Raw genomic sequence first — 16,863 nt, 5'->3', positions numbered from 1 at the left:
AACTTTCCTTCAATAATTCCCGAACGAGATTGGTTTTCGCCAGCATGGTCCTCAGCACCTTGCTGACCGCAACGGTGCTGGCTTTGGTCTATGTCACGGCCAACCGCAGTATCGAAGGTGAAACACGATCAGTTGTATCCGCTGAACTGACCGGGTTGGCCGATGAATACGAAAGGCGCGGCCTTATCGGTCTGTTGACGGCCATCGAACGCCGCTTGCCCTCAGCGTCCGAGAGGGATGCGCTGTACCTGTTAACCGATCGCTTTGGCGCGAAGCTTGCAGGCAATCTCAAACAATGGCCTGCGGATGTCACCGCCGGCAGCGGATGGGTCGATCTTGAGCTTCGGCGCGCCGACAATGATGAACTGGTCCCCATTTCCGCCGCCTCGATCCGCTTACCGGGTGGCGAACGTCTGCTGGTCGGACGGGACGCTCTGGCGCGGCAGCAGTTTGACAGGGTTCTGTTACGCTCGGTTGGCATAGCACTGGCGATTGCCCTTGCGCTCAGTGTCTTAACAGGGTGGTTGTTTACACGACTGGTGTTCTCTCGCCTGTCAGACATAGCCAGCACCGCCGAGAATATCGTGTCCGGAGATTTGTCCCGGCGAATGCCCCTACGCGGGACAGGCGATGAGTTTGATCAGGTGGCCCGCACGCTCAACACCATGCTGGACAAAAACGAGGAACTGATCAGCAATCTGCGCACGACCTCAAACTCGATCGCGCACGACCTCAGATCCCCTCTGTCGCGCCTGCGCCAGAGAATTGAAACCCTGTCCGACCCAAGCAAAACTGATCTGGACCGCGAGATTGATGTGGCACGGGCCACAGCGGAAATTGATCATGTTCTCAGAGTGCTGGGCCAGCTTACTGACATCTCGCGTGCCGAGGCCGGCGTGGGACGCGAGCAATTTGAAACTGTCGACCTGCAACAACTGGTTGGCGATGTTGTTGAACTTTATGAACCCGTGGCCTCGGATCAAGGAGTTCAGATCACCGTCAATGGAACGGCAAGACCAATTCAGGGTCACCGCCCTTTGCTGTCGCAGGCCCTGTCAAACCTGCTGGAAAATGCAATGCGCTATGCACCTGAAGATACATCCATCGACATAACAATTTCCGAGGATGGCCTGTTCACGTGCATGAGTGTCCGCGATCATGGCCCCGGCGTTCCAGACGAAGACCTGCCCCGCCTTCAAGTGCCGTTCGTCACGCTGGATCCCGCACGTACCGAACGAAACGCGGGGCTTGGGTTGGCACTGGTTGCCGCGATCTCGCACATGCATGGCGGTGCTTTCATGGCCTCAAACAGCAATCCAGGCCTGCAAGCGACCATCAAGCTGGGACGCCATTAGTCGCCATTGTCTTATTCTTGTACCGGTTGTCCGACGTCACGTCCGCGCCGAACCAATCCGGGGGCGTAAAGGCCACCGCCTCGGCCTCGGTCGAAAACTCGACCTCGACAAGTTGCAGCGGGGCTAGGTCCCCTTGAAACACATCCAGTTCAAACACACGCCCATCCGAGAGCACGCCGGTATACCTCTCTTTCTCGACCCGGCGTCCTTCGGTTTCAGGCCAAAAGGTTTCGAACTGCTCGGCTGAAATTTCCGCCTCACGCTCGACCCGAACCATCGAGCCACCGCCCTTGAGGGTCAGGTAGTAGTGATCGTTCTTCTGCCGAAGGCGCAATTCGGCCGAATCGTTAGGAGTTGTCAGATAGCCCTGCCGCACGATGGCCTTATCCGCACGGCTTAAATCCGGCAGGTCAGCCACAAGGAATTTGCGTTCGATTTCGGTACTCATTTGTCTGAAACCACTCCGTTTTCCAACTCATCATAAAGCGCGCGATACGCGGCACTGGCCGCGCTGCGTCCCGCATAGACGCTGACGGGCGCCCTATTCTGCCCCATCCGCTCGACATCCGCGGCAAACGGGACCGACGCCTGCAAGAACCGTTTTCGATACAGTTTTCGCATCACCATCATCGTTTCCACATGCAACGTCTTTCGGCGTTGGACCATCGAAAAGAAGGCGCGTAATTTTTTCTTTGGCAGCCCCTTCTGATCAAAGAAATTCACCAGTTGGTCGAAGGTCCGTTCGGACAGTGTCGTCGGTATGACGGGTACAACAATCTGGTCTGCGGCTTTGAAAATGTTCTCGGACAAGGTCGAAAAATTCGGCGGGCAGTCCAAAACGATCACGTCATAATCACTGCCTGCCGCAACCAGAGCTTTCTTCAACCGCGATCTCTTGTTGCGCATCCGAGACAGAAACACATCAAAGTCGCGAAAGGTCATATTCGCCGGCAGAACGTCCAGCCCTTCGAAATCGCTGGCACGGATAGATTTGGTAAAGCGCTCTACATCCTCGAAAAAACGGGCATCCGTCAGTTTCTTCGAAGGTTTGACACGCAGATAAAATCCTGACGCCCCTTGCGGATCGAGATCACACAGAAGTACAGTTTTCCCTGCCTTCGCATAGGCATAGGCCAGATTGACCGCAGTCGCAGTTTTTCCAACGCCGCCCTTCTTGCTGTAACAGGCTATGATCTTCAATCCCTAGTCCTCCTTGTGGTGAAACAGACTGCGAAACAGGTGTCGGATGTTCGGGCTGTCGAAATGCTGAAAATTGGCAATGACGCGCGCTCGCTCTGATTTCTGCCGCCGATACAGCATGGCAACCAACCCGCCGACAGACATAGCAAGTTGAGCGTTTGCACGATTTTGAGAGTTACTTTGCCGTGCAACAAATTCCAAAAGCGCCTCTTGCTGAACCGAGCAGTCATTGAACAATCCAAGGTTATCTTGCAGCTTTTTCAACGGCTTGATGATTGTTTTGAAATCCCCTGCGTCGAACAAAGGCCCAAAGAACTCCATCAGATATCGCAGCTTCTTGCAGTCGATCCGTAAATCATGAACCAATTCGTCTGGGGTTTCGGGGGTGATCTGCCGCGCCAGTTTGCAAACCTTTCGGTAGCGTTTCCAAATCAGGGCGCAGGCATACCCATAAGCCCCCCGACTTGCGTTGGGCCCGGGCTCAAGGCTTCCAACATCTGAAAAGAGTGCGGTCAGATCATTCAACTGACGATCATATTCAGCAGATTTGAACCGTCGCGAAAGAGTGCCAAGGGCTTGCAAACGCTCTTTTTCAAACTGCGCGAACATGGCCTCGGTGCCTAAGTGAAGGCCGGAGGGTAATAATTTGAAATATCTATCTTTATCCAGCAAATACACATCAAGATCACGAACCCGTCCCGTCGGGGCCATCAACTCTGAGAACGCGTGTTTCAGCTCGATTGTCTGCTCAGTTGAAAACACACCTTTAAACAGGCTCAACACCGACCTGACACGACGCAGGGACACTCGGTAATCATGCAGATACTCGGTGTCGATATCTGCAATTACGCCTGCCTCATTTTGGCGCGCTACGGCTAGGAAAGTTCGAATGATGTCCGTTGCCACCTCGATGGACGGCTCTTCCTTGCTCAATGTTATATCCGGTTTTGCGCGGTACGGAACCGCGTCTGGAAAGAGCGTCCCGAACAAAGCGTCTGCTCCGTTTGTCTTCGCTGCCAGTCCTTTCAACCTTGTGCAAACGGCGCTGAATGCACTGTCTTATCCTTTCAGCCGCTGAACGAACACGATACTTATTTTACCAACCTCAGAGTCCAAGGCATATACGCATCCACGGACCTGAGTTTTTTGTAGGCCATCCAGAACCGAAAACTCGTGAACTCGGAGCGTTCCTGTTCCAATGCTGGTCAACGCGCGTAATTTGGGAAAGCCCTGCAAAGCCGACTTTACGGCTCCGTCTGGAAGATCTTGAACAAACGCGCCGTTCCCCCGGGCGTTCTGCGCCAATACCTCACCACTGAATTGAAAAAGCAATAGCGACCCGGACGTTTCAACCAAGGCGCCTCCGGACATCCTGATTGACTGATCAAAGCAGTCCAGTATCAGACATTTCTGAGCGGCCTTTGCGGGCTCAACCCTCAAGCAAAGTTTCTTTAGCGGCTTCGCAAGCAAAGAAAGTTCAAACCCGCCATGAATAACGAACAAAGCGTCCGCCCTTGTCATAGCGTGCGTTCCTTCCGTGGCGCTGCAAGGTGCTCGCTCACAAGGACTTCCACGAAGTTCTGCGCGCTTTCACCTTCTTCAATCGCGCGAAGCTTGAGTGGGTTCCCATCCAGCGGCAAAGATTTTTTCTTTTTGCCTTGGCTTCGTTCTTTGCGGATTCCTTGTTCTTGGACATCGGCACCTCGCTTGACAGGATGTTGTCATGCAATCGCATACGTCTGTCAAAAGCAAGCCTGCCAAACCTCACCTGATCTGGCTGACCTTACATGCGCGGTCGGAACAAGTGGATGACAGCAGCAACTGGCCTCGCTAAGACGCATGTATGACTGACCCGGTTTCATCCATCCGCAACCTTGGCCCCGCGTTTGAACAGGCCTGCGCGCGTGCGGGCATACACTCGGCACAGGACCTGCGCGAGATGGGCGCAGATGCTGCGTATTCCAAGTTGCTGCAGTCCGGATCACGCCCGCATTTCATCGGCTATTACGTGCTGGTTATGGGGCTGCAGGGTCGTCCTTGGAACGATTGCAAGGGTGATGAGAAAAAGGCGCTGCGCAAACGGTTTGACGCAATCAAAGCAAGTGTCGGAACAGCGCCTGAGGCGCAAATGATTTCCGACCTTGATGCGATCGGCGTGCGGGTGTCACCGGACGATTTGAAACCCGCATAGAAAAAGCCGCCCTCAAGTTTTGAGGACGGCTTTTCAACTTGTTCCGGCGACGATTTAGCCGACCAGTTCAATGCCCGAGAAGAAGTAAGCGATCTCAACCGCTGCAGTTTCAGGTGCGTCCGAACCGTGAACCGAGTTTTCGCCAACCGATTCAGCGAACTCGGCACGGATGGTGCCGGCGGCCGCGTCTGCGGGATTGGTTGCGCCCATGACTTCACGGTTCTTTGCAATGGCGCCTTCGCCTTCCAGAACCTGAACAACGACCGGAGCCGACGACATGAATTCGCACAGTTCATCATAGAAAGGACGCTCGGCATGGACTTCGTAGAACTTGCCAGCCTGTTCTTTGGTCATGTGGATGCGCTTTTGCGCGACGATGCGCAGGCCCGCGTCTTCGAACTTGGCGTTGATCTTGCCAGTCAGGTTGCGGCGGGTTGCATCGGGTTTGATGATCGAGAATGTGCGTTCCAGTGCCATGTCGGCCTCTCCTTCGTGTTTGGCGCGCTGCGCCGAAATCCATCGCGCGCCGCCTAGCACGGTATTTGACCCAAGAAAAGCGTTATGATGGCCTAACCGTCAGATCGCGTCGGGCAACGGCTCTACCCGGTCGACCCAGCGCACGTACAAAATGGCCAACAGCCCTGCAAAACTGCACGCGCTCATCATGCCCAGCACCAGGTAAGGACCGTTTTCGGGACTGACCAGCGCCCCGGTCATTGATGTCAGCACCGCCCCGAGAGCGACTATCATCGCGCCAGATAAACCCGCCGCGCTGCCCGCCAGTTTCGGCCGAACCGACATTACTCCGGCCGATGCATTTGCGTTGGTCAAACCGTTTCCAAAGCCTACACAGATCGCTGATCCGAAGAAGACCCAGACAGACCCCAAGTCTGCCAAGAATAACAGCAGTCCGCAGAATGGACCGGTCGATGCCACGACCCGCCCGATCAGGATCATCGTCGTTAGGCTTGTTCGGGCCGCGATCCGCCCGGTGATGAAATTCCCCACCATGAATCCGCCAGTGATAATACCAATGCCCAGCCCCAACGACGCCGGGCTAAGGTCGAACCAAGCGGCGGCCACAAGGGGCGCTCCGGTGATAAAGGTAAAGAACCCACCGATCGAAAATGCCGCGCACAAGGCGTATCCCCAGAATCGGCGGGCCCGAAACAGATGCGGGTATTCGCGCAGTTGGGCCGCAAACGTTGCTGATGGGGTGCTGTTCGTCTCGCCCATATCCAGCCAAAGCAGCGCAAACATCCCTGCCCCCAGCATGGTGTACAATGTGAATCCGGCCTTCCAACCGAACAGCATATCCAAGGCCCCACCCAGCATCGGACCCAGCATCGGCGCCAAGGCCATCGCCATGGCGACGTATCCCAGTTTGCTGGCAGCTTCATTCGGGGCGTATCTGTCACGGATCGACGCGCTTGATAAAACCGGGCCAGCAACAACGGCCGCCTGCAGCAATCGAAAACCCAGAAAGACCCAGATCGACTCGGCCAAAACGCACCCCAGCGAGGCGATTGCGAATATCCCCAACCCGATCAACATTATAGGTCGGCGCCCGAACCGGTCCGACAAGGGGCCCACGATAAGTTGCAATATCGCTGAAACCGCCAGGTAACCGGCGACCGAGAAGTTAACCAGTGCGTAGTCGACCTGAAAATCCTCGGCCATGCGTGCCAGTGACGGCAGGAACATGTTTAGCGACAGCACCGACAGTGCCGTCGCAAAGATCAAGGTGACCAAGGAAGGGGGCGTCTGGGCCGCTCGCATGGGTCAAGAAACCGTCTGAAATCCAATCGGACCAGCGCTATCACATCGTGTCCGGGAAGAACATGCCAAGCCGCTGGCGGCGGCAACACGGCTCTGCTAAGAGCGGCTCATGTTACGGATCGAAGACATCAACTATGCCGTCGAAGGCCGCCCCCTGTTCGATGGGGCCAGTGCGACAATTCCCGATGGACACAAGGTGGGCCTTGTGGGGCGCAATGGCACCGGCAAGACCACCCTTTTCCGCCTGATCCGAGGGGAACTTGCGCTGGAATCGGGCAATATCGTACTGCCGAAACGCGCGCGGATCGGTGGCGTGGCGCAAGAGGTGCCCTCGTCCGATGTCTCACTGATCAACACGGTGCTAGCCGCCGATACCGAACGCAGCGCCTTGATGGCCGAGGCCGACAGTGCCACAGACCCCTCGCGCATTGCCGAGATTCAGACCCGTCTGGCCGATATCGACGCATGGTCGGCCGAGGCGCGCGCGGCCTCCATCCTCAAAGGTCTGGGGTTTGATGATGAGGATCAACTGAAACCCTGCTCGGATTTCTCGGGCGGCTGGCGGATGCGCGTCGCTCTGGCGGCGGTGTTGTTTTCTCAACCCGATCTGCTGCTGCTGGACGAACCGACCAACTATCTGGACCTTGAAGGCGCGCTGTGGCTGGAAAGCTATCTGGCCAAATACCCGCATACGGTCATCATCATCAGCCACGACCGCGGACTGTTGAACCGCGCGGTGGGCTCGATCCTGCATCTGGAAGACCGCAAGCTGACCTATTACGCGGTGCCTTACGATAAATTCGCCGAACGCCGCGCGGAACGTATTGCGCAGGCGGAATCAGAGAACACCAAGGCTAAGGCCCGCATCGCCCACCTGCAAAGCTTTGTGGACAGGTTCCGCGCCAAGGCCACCAAGGCCGTGCAAGCCCAGTCGCGCCTGAAAATGATCGAACGCATCCAACTGGTCTCGACCCCGCAAGAGGCCGCCCTACGCGCGTTCTCTTTCCCCGTGCCAGAAGAACTGTCGCCCCCGATCATCCATCTTGAAGGCGGGATCACAGGCTATGGCGACACAGAGGTGCTGCGCCGTTTGAACCTGCGCATTGATCAGGATGACCGCATCGCCCTGCTGGGCAAGAACGGTCAGGGTAAATCGACCCTGTCCAAGCTGCTGTCCGATCGCCTGCCCCTGATGGCGGGCAAGATGACCCGCAGTTCCAAGCTGCGCATCGGCTATTTCGCGCAGCATCAGGTGGATGAACTGTATGTGGACGAAACCCCTCTGGACCATCTGCGCCGTTTGCGCCCGGATGAGGCACCGGGCAAATGGCGATCCCGTCTGGCCGGTTTTGGGCTGAACGCCGATCAGGCAGAAACGCAGGTCGGTCGTCTGTCAGGCGGTCAGAAAGCCCGTCTGTCGCTGCTGATCGCGACAATCGACGCGCCGCATATGCTGATCCTTGATGAACCGACCAACCACTTGGATATCGAAAGTCGCGAGGCGCTGGTCGAGGCGCTGACCGCCTATTCCGGCGCGGTGGTTCTGGTCAGTCACGACATGCATCTTCTGTCACTGGTGGCGGATCGGCTGTGGCTGGTTTCGGAAGGGACGGTCAAGCCGTTCGAGGGTGATCTGGAGGCATATCGTGCCATGCTGCTGGCCCGTGACAAACCGGTGAAGGAAAAGCCAGCAATCGCCAAGCCCAAACGCCCGTCACGTGACACCATGCTGGCCCTGCGTGCCGATCTGCGCAAATGCGAGGACCGGATTGAAAAGCTGACAGACATGCATGAAAAGCTGTCCGCGAAACTGGCGGACCCGGCGCTGTATGAAGATGACCGGATCAGCGATCTGGAATCGTGGAACCGCAAATTCGCCGAGGTGGTCGAAGCCATGCAAAAAGCCGAAGCGTTGTGGGTCGCAGCCGCCGAACGCCTGGAACAAGCAGAGGGCGCGGCATGATTGATCTGGCCTTTTTCGTCACCGCATTCACCACCCTGTTCGTGGTCATCGACCCATTCGGCACCACGCCCATCTTCGTGGCGCTAACGCAGGACATGGACGCCGCAACCCGTCGCAAAACTGCGATCCGCAGTTGCCTGACCGCCGTCTGCATCCTGATTGCCTTCGCCGCCTTTGGCGAGGCCGTGCTGGGCTTTGTCGGCATCTCAATGCCCGCCTTCCGCGTGGCGGGTGGCGCGCTGCTGTTCCTGACCGCGCTCGATATGCTGTTTGACCGCCGCACCAAACGGCGCGAGGACCGGGCCGAAGAAGAGGAGCACCCTGACCCGTCGGTCTTTCCACTGGCCATTCCCCTGATCGCTGGGCCGGGGTCGATTGCAACGATCATTCTGCTGGCCGGTCAACACCCCGGCGTTCTGGGAATTGTCGAGGCTTGTGTGGTCATGTTGGCCGTTATGGCCGTTGTTTTCGCCTTTTTTCTGTCTGGGGGCGTTATCGCGCGCATTCTGGGCAAGACCGGCCTGAACGTCCTGACACGCCTGCTGGGAATGCTGCTGGCCGCCCTGTCCGTACAGTTCATTCTGGACGGCCTCAAAGCCTTTGGATTTGCGTCCTGACTCCCCATATATCACTCAAGCTCATGGTTTAAGGTGAAAGTATGGATGGCGACAGCATAGCTCGCATTGCGTATCTGGGACTGCTTGGCGCGGCTGTCGTGGCCTGGTTTATTTCGCAGAACAGGCAGACGCTGAACAAGACGCTGCAACAGGCGATGGCCTGGGTGTTCATTTTTATCGGCGTGATTGCCCTTGTGGGTCTGTGGGAAGACATTCGCACGACCGTCGGCCCTGCCCCGCAGATGACTGTGACGGGCGAAACGATCGAAGTCCCCCGCGCCCATGATGGCCACTATTATTTGCCCGTTGTGGTGAACGGAGAGCCGATTACCTTCCTTGTCGACACCGGTGCCAGTCAGATTGTTCTGAGCGCACAGGACGCCTCCCGCGTTGGTATTGATCCCGATCAGTTGAACTATTTCGGCCGCGCGGCCACTGCGAACGGTGAGGTCCGGACAGCACCCGTTCGGCTTGAAACCTTTACAGTTGGTCCGATCACCGACCAGAATGTCTCGGCCTGGATCAATGAGGGTGAGCTGCACAAGTCCCTTCTGGGGATGGACTACCTGCACAGGTTCTCGAACATTCAGTTTGCCGACGGTCGAATTATTTTGTCCCGCTGAGGGCATTTCCAAATTGAGAACAAAATGAGAACATGCTAGATTGAAAGCATGTCTACTCATCTTCTTGGCCGCAAACCCGCGCGTGAAGCGCCGGGTATAAACCTTGTTCCGCAAGTCGCCCTGCAACTGGGTCGCGTGCACGAAGCCTGCGGCCCCGCCCGGCGCAGCTTTGCCATGTGGCTGGCGGGTCAGGCGCAGGGACCGGTGCTGTGGATTTCCCCCGCGTGGGAGCCCGGTCAACTAAACCCCGACGGGATTATGCCCTTTGCGGATCCGGCCCGGTTCATCTTTGTCCACCCGACCCGTGCCGAAGACGTACTGTGGTGCCTTGAAGAGGCGCTGCGCAGCGGGGCCATTCCGCTGGTGATCGGTGACCTGCCCGGTGCGCCCGGCCTGACACCCGTGCGCCGGATGCATCTGGCCGCCGAACAGGGTGGCGCGATGGGGCGGGCTCCGCTGGGGTTGCTGCTGACCCCCGGCGATGGCGGTGCGCAGGGCGTCGAAACGCGCTGGCATATGGCAGCCGATCATGCGGGGGAAGTCCGCCGCTGGACCCTGACCCGCAGCCGTGCCCGCGCCCTGCCCCCGGTCAGTTGGCACGCCACTCAGACCAAACCGCGCGCGGGGCTGAACCTGCGCCAGATGAAAACCGAAGACGCCCGCGTGTGACACTGGCGGAAGATCACGCAAGATGTGACTAGCCAAAACCAAACCTGCGCCCTAGCGTGCCGGGATGAGCCACGCGATCCACGACAGCCGCTATTCCTGGCTTCGCCTCTTGATCACGCTCGCCATTGCGACGGTGGCGAATGTAGGCATGTGGGCCGTGATCGTGGTGATGCCCGCAATCGAGGCGCAGTTCGACGCTGGCCGGGCCGAGGCATCGTTCCCGTATGTCCTGTCCATGATCGGCTTTGCGCTGGGCAACATGTGGCTGGGCCAACTGGTGGATCGGTTGGGTGTGACCAAGGCGCTGATCGGGGCCGCGGCACTGAGCGCAATCAGCTACCTGCTTGCAACTTGGGCACCGAACATGGCGCTACTGTCTGCGGCTCATCTATTGCTGGGTCTGGGAACCTCGATCGGATTTGGTCCGCTGATCGCCGATATCTCGCACTGGTTCATGAAGCGGCGCGGCATCGCCGTGGCGCTGGTGGCCAGCGGGAACTATCTATCTGGCGCAATCTGGCCGACCCTGCTGTCTGGCATTCTGGCGCGCGAGGGATGGCAGCAGGTCTATCTGACATTGGCGATTATCACACTGGTCGTCGTGATCCCCCTGTCCCTGCTACTGCGCCGTCAGGTCCCGGTCGAGGCCCATCAAACCGCAGCCGCAAACGCGCAAATCAATGCGCGTAGTGTCGGCATATCCCCACGAACACTGCAGTACATTCTGGGTCTAGCCGGGATCGGCTGTTGCGTGGCGATGTCGATGCCACAGGTTCATATCGTTTCGTACTGCGTGGGGCTGGGTTATGGCCCTGCTGTCGGGGCCGAGATGCTGTCGCTGATGCTTCTTGGCGGTGTGGTCAGCCGGGTTATCTCGGGGATGGTCGCGGACAAGCTGGGCGGTCTGTACACATTGCTGATCGGCTCGGTCCTGCAATGCATCGCCCTGTTCCTGTTCCTTCCGTATGACGGGATGGTTTCCTTGTATGTCATCAGCCTTATGTTCGGGCTGGCGCAAGGTGGGATCGTACCCAGCTATGCTTTGGTCGTGCGCGAATACATGCCGCCGCAAGAGGCTGGAGCGCGGGTCGGCTTTGTCATGATGATGACAATCATGGGCATGGCCCTAGGCGGGTGGATGTCTGGGTGGATTTACGACTTTACCGGAAACTACCAACTGGCATTTATCAACGGCATTCTCTGGAATGGTCTGAACATCGTCATTCTTTTGACCCTGCTCAACCGATCACGCCCGCGCAGGCAAGAGGCACCCGCATGACCATACTGTCACGGCGTACCTTACTGGGCGGGCTTGTCACCCTACCGATGGTCCGCCCCGCACTGGCCGCGTTACAGCCCTACGAACTGCTAAAGGACGGAACTTCTGTCGATTTTACCTTTGCACTCTCCGGCATCACCCAATCCGGCACGATGCCGATCCAAAGCGCCGATATTCAGATCGACCTTCGCGACCTGCCAAACAGCCGCGTTGCAGTCGTCCTGAGCGTTGCCGAAGCACGCACCAAAGTCCCGTTTGCACGCAAACCGATGCTAAGCGAAAGCGTTCTGGACGCCGCCGCGTTTCCGACCATACAATTCGAATCGACCAGCATTCTGTTAGGCGAAGGCGGGCGTATCTCTCGCGGGGCGATGGTGGTCGGCGATCTGACATTGCGCGGCGTTACCCGCCCTATCGCGCTCCAGGCGAACCTGTTTCGGGAACGCGGCAGCGCCACCGACAATCTTGACGATCTTTCAATCAACTTGACCGGAGCACTAAACAGGCACGACTTCGGCGCGTCCGGTTATGCTGATCTGGTGCAGGATACAGTCGGGCTGGACATTCAGGCCCGCATCAAACGCATCGGATAGGTGAAAAACGACGTGACAAAGTCGATAAGCTGCGCGCGTCCCGCTTAGGATGCGCCAATCTGAGGCCATTATGCGCACCATCATTTCTTTTGCCGCCCTGTTCCTCTCGGTCATACTGTTGCAGCTATCAACAGGCGGCGTCGGCCCGCTGGATGCCATCTCGGGCCTGACGCTTGAGTTCACGACCGAGCAGATCGGTCTTTTGGGCTCGGCGCATTTCATCGGGTTCTTTATCGGTTGCTGGTGGGCGCCGCGCCTGATGGGAAGCGTGGGTCACTCGCGCGCTTTTGCGGTCTGTACTGCCTTGGGTGCAATGGGTCTGTTGGGGCATACGTTGACGGAAAATCCGTATGTTTGGGCGGTGCTTCGTATCGCATCGGGCACCTGCGTCGCCGGGTGTTATACCGTGATCGAGGCTTGGCTGAACGCCAAGGTGACCAACGAAACACGCGGGCGCGCGATGGGCACTTACCGGATCGCGGATATGGGCGCGTCCTTATGTGCCCAGTTGATCATCGCCGTTTTGCCGCCTGCCTCTTATGTCTCGTACAATCTGTTGGCGATATTGTGTTGCGCGTCCCTGTTGCCCTTGACCCTGACACGGGCAAGCCAGCCGAAAACCCCTGACGCGCCGCGATTGCGGCCCAAGCTTGCCTGGCGCAGCTCCCCCTTGGCGGTGGCGGGCGTGATCGTGGCAGCGTTAAGCTCGGCATCGTTTCGGATGGTCGGGCCGGTTTACGGGCAAGAAGTTGGCTTGGACGTAGATCAGATCGCTTTCTTTCTGGCGTCCTTTGTCTTGGGCGGGGCGCTGGCACAGTATCCTTTGGGCTGGCTGGCGGACAAATATGACCGCCGCTGGGTGTTGATCTGGCTGTCGGTCGCCGCTGTACTAAGCTGTGGTGTGACCATGGCAGCTAGCGGTGCCGGGACGTTCGGCGTGATGCTGGCCGCAGGACTATTTGGCCTGACAACCTTTCCCATCTTTTCGGTCTCGTCCGCCCACGCCAACGACTTTGCCACAACGGAACAGCGGGTCGAACTCTCTGCTGCATTGATGTTCTGGTACGCGCTCGGGGCGATCGCCTCACCATTCATCTCATCAACCCTGATTCAGCAATTCGGACCGGGTGCGCTGTTTGCATTTGTGGCGGTTGGTCATGTCGGGCTGATCGTCTTTGGTCTGGCCCGGATGCAATCGCGCCCAACACCAGAAGAGCGCACGAATTATGTCTATGCACCGCGCACCTCTTTCACAATCGGGCGGCTACTGAAGAAGTCACGGGAAGAGCATAAGTCCGGCCCCTGAACTCTGGATTTTCACGTCCAAACTGGCAGGTAAGCAAAAGCTGGGGTTTTGCTGGCCGGTCACATCATGTAGACGGGCGCGCAGACAGTTACGTGGAAGCACAAAATGGCTCGGATTCTCATCACCTCGGCGATCCCTTACATCAACGGGATCAAGCACCTCGGCAACCTGATCGGCTCACAATTGCCCGCCGATCTGTACGCACGCTATCAGCGTGGCCGCGGGAATGAGGTCATGTTCCTGTGTGCCACCGATGAGCACGGTACTCCGGCGGAACTGGCCGCCGCCAAGGCGGGCAAGCCAGTAGGAGAGTATTGTGCCGAGATGCACGGCGTGCAGGCCGATATCGCCGACCGGTTTGGTCTAAGCTTCGATCACTTTGGCCGGTCCTCCAGCGACCAGAACAAGCACCTGACGCAGCATTTCGCGGGCAAGCTGGACGATGCGGGCCTGATCCGCGAGGTCAGCGAAAAACAGGTCTATTCCAACGCTGATGGCCGTTTCTTGCCCGACCGCTATATCGAGGGCACCTGCCCCAATTGCGGGTACGACCGTGCCCGTGGGGATCAGTGCGAGAACTGTACCAAACAGTTGGACCCCACTGACCTGATTGAGCCACGCAGCGCGATCAGTGGCTCGACCGACCTTGAGGTGCGCGAGACCAAGCACCTGTATCTGCGTCAATCCGCGATGAAGGATCAACTAGATGAGTGGATCGACAGCAAAACCGACTGGCCGATCCTGACCACATCCATTGCCAAGAAATGGCTGCATGACGGTGACGGGTTGCAGGATCGCGGCATCACCCGCGATCTGGACTGGGGTGTTCCGGTCAAAAAAGGTGATCAGGACTGGCCGGGGATGGAAGGCAAGGTCTTCTATGTCTGGTTCGATGCGCCGATCGAATATATCGCCTGCGCCAAGGAATGGGCCGATGCCAGCGGCAAACCGGATTCCGAATGGGAACGCTGGTGGCGCACCGACAAAGGCGCGGATGATGTTCGTTATGTGCAGTTCATGGGCAAGGACAACGTGCCCTTCCATACGCTCAGTTTCCCTGCCACCATTCTGGGTTCGGGCGAGCCGTGGAAGATGGTCGATCACCTGAAATCCTTCAACTACCTCAACTATGACGGCGGCCAGTTCTCGACCTCTCAGGGCCGTGGCGTGTTCATGGATCAGGCGCTGGACATCCTGCCTGCCGATTTCTGGCGCTGGTGGCTGCTGAGCCATGCGCCCGAAAGCAGCGATAGTGAGTTCACATGGCAGAATTTCCAGCAATCGGTGAACAAGGATTTGGCCGACGTGTTGGGTAACTTTGTCAGTCGGATCACCAAGTTCTGCCGTTCGAAATTCGGTGAAGCGGCTCCCGAAGGCGGCGCATTTGCCGAGCGTGAACAAGAACTTATCGCGGAACTTACCCGGCGCGTCCGCGCCTATGAAGAGTTCATGGAGGCGATGGAAGTTCGCAAATCGGCACAGGAACTGCGCGCGATCTGGGTGGCGGGCAACGAGTATCTGCAATCTGCAGCCCCTTGGTCGACCTTCAAGGAAGACCCCGAACAGGCCGCTGCGCAGGTCCGCTTGGGTCTGAACCTGATCCGCCTTTACGCGGTCCTGAGCGCGCCGTTCATCCCCGAAACCTCGGCCAAGATGCTGAGCGCGATGAACACGCTGGACACAAGCTGGCCTGAGGACGTGGCCGAGGCGCTGAACGCATTACCAGCGGGGCATGAATTTTCTGTTCCCGACGTTCTGTTCGCCAAAATCACCGACGAACAGCGCGAAGATTGGCAAACCCGTTTTGCCGGTACACGCGACTAAAGCCACGCGACAGCATTGAACACGAAGGGGGCAATTTGCCCCCTTTTTGTTGTCAGGTTCGTGCTCAGACTCGTCCTTTAACCTGCCCGGCGCGCTACCTTTCGCGCAAGCGCGCTCGTAACCCCGTACGCTACCGCAAGAAATTCCGCCAGCGATCCGGCGGAAACGCGTCAACATGCTTGAGAAAAAGAAACAAAACCGCCATCCTGCCTAAAAGTTCACTCGACTCGGATCGCGGCCGGCAATCCGGGTTGCGTACAGTTTAATTTAATGAGGCAATTGCCATGTCCCTTGCATCGACGTTGTTGAAACTTGGCCAAAGCAAAGCGGAACCCAGTTTTCTGAGGCACGCCGTGGCTTTGACCGTAATCGGACTGGCACATCCTGCCATTGCTCAGGATCAGGGCGACGCAGCGCCGCCCAAAGTGTCCATCGCCGCGGCCTACACGCAAGAAATCACCGAGGAAGCCGCGTTCATCGGACGGGCCGAGGCGTTGAATAAAGCCGATATCGTTGCACGCGTTAGCGGGTTTCTGGAATCTCAGAACGTGGAAGATGGGGCTCTGGTGAAACAGGGCGATCTGTTGTTCACCATTGAACCCGATCTGTATCAGGCGACACTAGACGCCCGTAACGCCGATCTCGACCGGGCCGAAGCCAATCTGGAGCTTGCCAAGGTCGAGCTGACAAGAAAGCAAGAGCTATATGAGCGGGATGCCACGCCGGAATCGGAACGCGACATTGCGCGGGCCAATGAGTTGGTTGCCGAAGCTGAGGTCAAAGCCTCGAAAGCTGCTATTCAACAGGCCCAACTGGACCTGAGCTATACTGAAATCCACGCACCCTTTGACGGTCGAATTGGCCGCGTCGCAATAAGCGTCGGGGATGTGGTTGGTCCGACCAATCCGCCCTTGGTCAATATCGTCAGCGAAGCGCCGATTTACGTGAATTTTTCTGTAAACGAAAAGCAATTTACCTCGGTTTTGGAAACTGTTGGTGAAAATCCAGCGTCCCTTGCAGAAAGCGACAAAAGCCCGAATGTTCACATCGACCTTCCGAATGGAACGAAACTGGATGAGACTGGCAAGATCGTGTTCGTCGACAACCGGATCGACCCATTGACCGGCGCGATTTCGATGCGGGCCGAGTTTGCGAATGCCAAACGGCTGATCGTCGATGGGGCATTTTTGAACGTCCGGATCGAAGCCCTGCAACCCACGCTCGAAGTGCTGATCCCGCAAGCCGCGCTGCAACGTGATCAACGGGGTGAGTTCGTTCTGGTCGTCAACGATCAGCAAATGGTCGAACAGCGCTATATCACAACTGGCAACAACGAAGGCACCGCCGTGATCGTCAAGGACGGGTTGCGTGAAGGAGAAAGCGTCATCGTCGAGGGCCTGCAACGGGTCCGCCCCGGCGTCGCGGTCGACGCTGTCGTGGCGTCTGAGCAGCCGGGAGAATAAC

General features: G+C 57.8%; 16 protein-coding genes. 11 read left to right on the top strand and 5 right to left on the bottom strand.

Annotated elements, in window-relative coordinates; genetic code table 11:
* Positions 1-44: 44 nt before the first annotated feature.
* Positions 45-1,355, top strand: coding sequence for a HAMP domain-containing sensor histidine kinase (locus GOX75_RS03440; protein ID WP_254428682.1), 1,311 nt, complete (start codon positions 45-47; stop codon positions 1,353-1,355).
* Here the strand turns inward: GOX75_RS03440 and GOX75_RS03435 are convergent.
* From GOX75_RS03435 to GOX75_RS03425, 3 genes are read right to left on the bottom strand one after another with little or no spacing between them, the layout of a single operon-like run.
* Entirely contained in the window at positions 1,336-1,803 is a 468-nt protein-coding gene (locus GOX75_RS03435; RefSeq protein ID WP_171121195.1) for a CYTH domain-containing protein, read from the bottom strand. The two genes, GOX75_RS03440 and GOX75_RS03435, sit on opposite strands and share 20 nt — an antisense overlap.
* On the bottom strand, positions 1,800-2,555 hold the full coding sequence (locus GOX75_RS03430; RefSeq protein WP_171121194.1) for a ParA family protein: 756 nt from the start codon (positions 2,553-2,555) through the stop codon (positions 1,800-1,802). The genes GOX75_RS03435 and GOX75_RS03430 overlap by 4 nt, the downstream gene beginning before the upstream one ends.
* A 3-nt stretch (positions 2,556-2,558) precedes the next feature.
* The gene (locus GOX75_RS03425) at positions 2,559-3,488 is read right to left on the bottom strand and encodes a CHAD domain-containing protein (protein WP_171121193.1); all 930 of its coding nucleotides are present in this window, start codon (positions 3,486-3,488) and stop codon (positions 2,559-2,561) included.
* A 910-nt stretch (positions 3,489-4,398) separates the two neighbouring features.
* Here GOX75_RS03425 and GOX75_RS03420 point away from each other — a divergent pair.
* The gene (locus GOX75_RS03420; RefSeq protein ID WP_171121192.1) at positions 4,399-4,746 is read left to right on the top strand and encodes a TfoX/Sxy family protein; all 348 of its coding nucleotides are present in this window, start codon (positions 4,399-4,401) and stop codon (positions 4,744-4,746) included.
* A gap of 54 nt (positions 4,747-4,800) precedes the next feature.
* Here GOX75_RS03420 and ndk read toward each other — a convergent pair whose 3' ends face one another.
* Together ndk and GOX75_RS03410 are read right to left on the bottom strand one after the other, a co-directional pair.
* Positions 4,801-5,223, bottom strand: a complete 423-nt coding sequence (ndk, locus tag GOX75_RS03415; RefSeq protein WP_170352964.1) for a nucleoside-diphosphate kinase — start codon at positions 5,221-5,223, stop codon at positions 4,801-4,803.
* Between the two features lie 99 nt (positions 5,224-5,322).
* Complete coding sequence (locus GOX75_RS03410) at positions 5,323-6,525, bottom strand: multidrug effflux MFS transporter (RefSeq protein ID WP_171121191.1); 1,203 nt, start codon at positions 6,523-6,525, stop codon at positions 5,323-5,325.
* Between the two features lie 109 nt (positions 6,526-6,634).
* Between GOX75_RS03410 and GOX75_RS03405 the strand changes: the two genes are divergently transcribed.
* The 9 genes from GOX75_RS03405 to GOX75_RS03365 all read left to right on the top strand — a co-directional run bounded on the left by GOX75_RS03405 (position 6,635) and on the right by GOX75_RS03365 (position 16,862).
* On the top strand, positions 6,635-8,488 hold the full coding sequence (locus tag GOX75_RS03405) for an ABC-F family ATP-binding cassette domain-containing protein (RefSeq protein WP_171121190.1): 1,854 nt from the start codon (positions 6,635-6,637) through the stop codon (positions 8,486-8,488).
* On the top strand, positions 8,485-9,105 hold the full coding sequence (locus tag GOX75_RS03400; RefSeq protein WP_171121189.1) for a MarC family protein: 621 nt from the start codon (positions 8,485-8,487) through the stop codon (positions 9,103-9,105). Before GOX75_RS03405 ends, GOX75_RS03400 begins: the two co-directional genes overlap by 4 nt.
* A 41-nt stretch (positions 9,106-9,146) precedes the next feature.
* Positions 9,147-9,728: a TIGR02281 family clan AA aspartic protease gene (locus GOX75_RS03395; RefSeq protein WP_171121188.1), complete on the top strand. Its 582-nt coding sequence runs from the start codon at positions 9,147-9,149 to the stop codon at positions 9,726-9,728.
* 48 nt (positions 9,729-9,776) lie between these two features.
* Complete coding sequence (locus tag GOX75_RS03390) at positions 9,777-10,397, top strand: ImuA family protein (protein WP_171121187.1); 621 nt, start codon at positions 9,777-9,779, stop codon at positions 10,395-10,397.
* A gap of 64 nt (positions 10,398-10,461) precedes the next feature.
* Complete coding sequence (locus tag GOX75_RS03385; RefSeq protein ID WP_171121186.1) at positions 10,462-11,676, top strand: MFS transporter; 1,215 nt, start codon at positions 10,462-10,464, stop codon at positions 11,674-11,676.
* Complete coding sequence (locus GOX75_RS03380) at positions 11,673-12,269, top strand: YceI family protein (RefSeq protein ID WP_171121185.1); 597 nt, start codon at positions 11,673-11,675, stop codon at positions 12,267-12,269. Before GOX75_RS03385 ends, GOX75_RS03380 begins: the two co-directional genes overlap by 4 nt.
* A 70-nt stretch (positions 12,270-12,339) precedes the next feature.
* Positions 12,340-13,575, top strand: a complete 1,236-nt coding sequence (locus tag GOX75_RS03375) for an MFS transporter (RefSeq protein ID WP_171121184.1) — start codon at positions 12,340-12,342, stop codon at positions 13,573-13,575.
* 105 nt (positions 13,576-13,680) lie between these two features.
* Entirely contained in the window at positions 13,681-15,399 is a 1,719-nt protein-coding gene (gene metG, locus GOX75_RS03370) for a methionine--tRNA ligase (protein WP_171121183.1), read from the top strand.
* A gap of 284 nt (positions 15,400-15,683) precedes the next feature.
* The gene (locus GOX75_RS03365) at positions 15,684-16,862 is read left to right on the top strand and encodes an efflux RND transporter periplasmic adaptor subunit (RefSeq protein WP_171121182.1); all 1,179 of its coding nucleotides are present in this window, start codon (positions 15,684-15,686) and stop codon (positions 16,860-16,862) included.
* Position 16,863 lies beyond the last annotated feature (1 nt).

It is taken from the genome of Ruegeria sp. HKCCD7251 (assembly GCF_013031165.1).
Taxonomy (GTDB): Bacteria; Pseudomonadota; Alphaproteobacteria; order Rhodobacterales; family Rhodobacteraceae; genus Ruegeria.
This window is presented reverse-complemented; position numbering and strand designations above follow the sequence as displayed.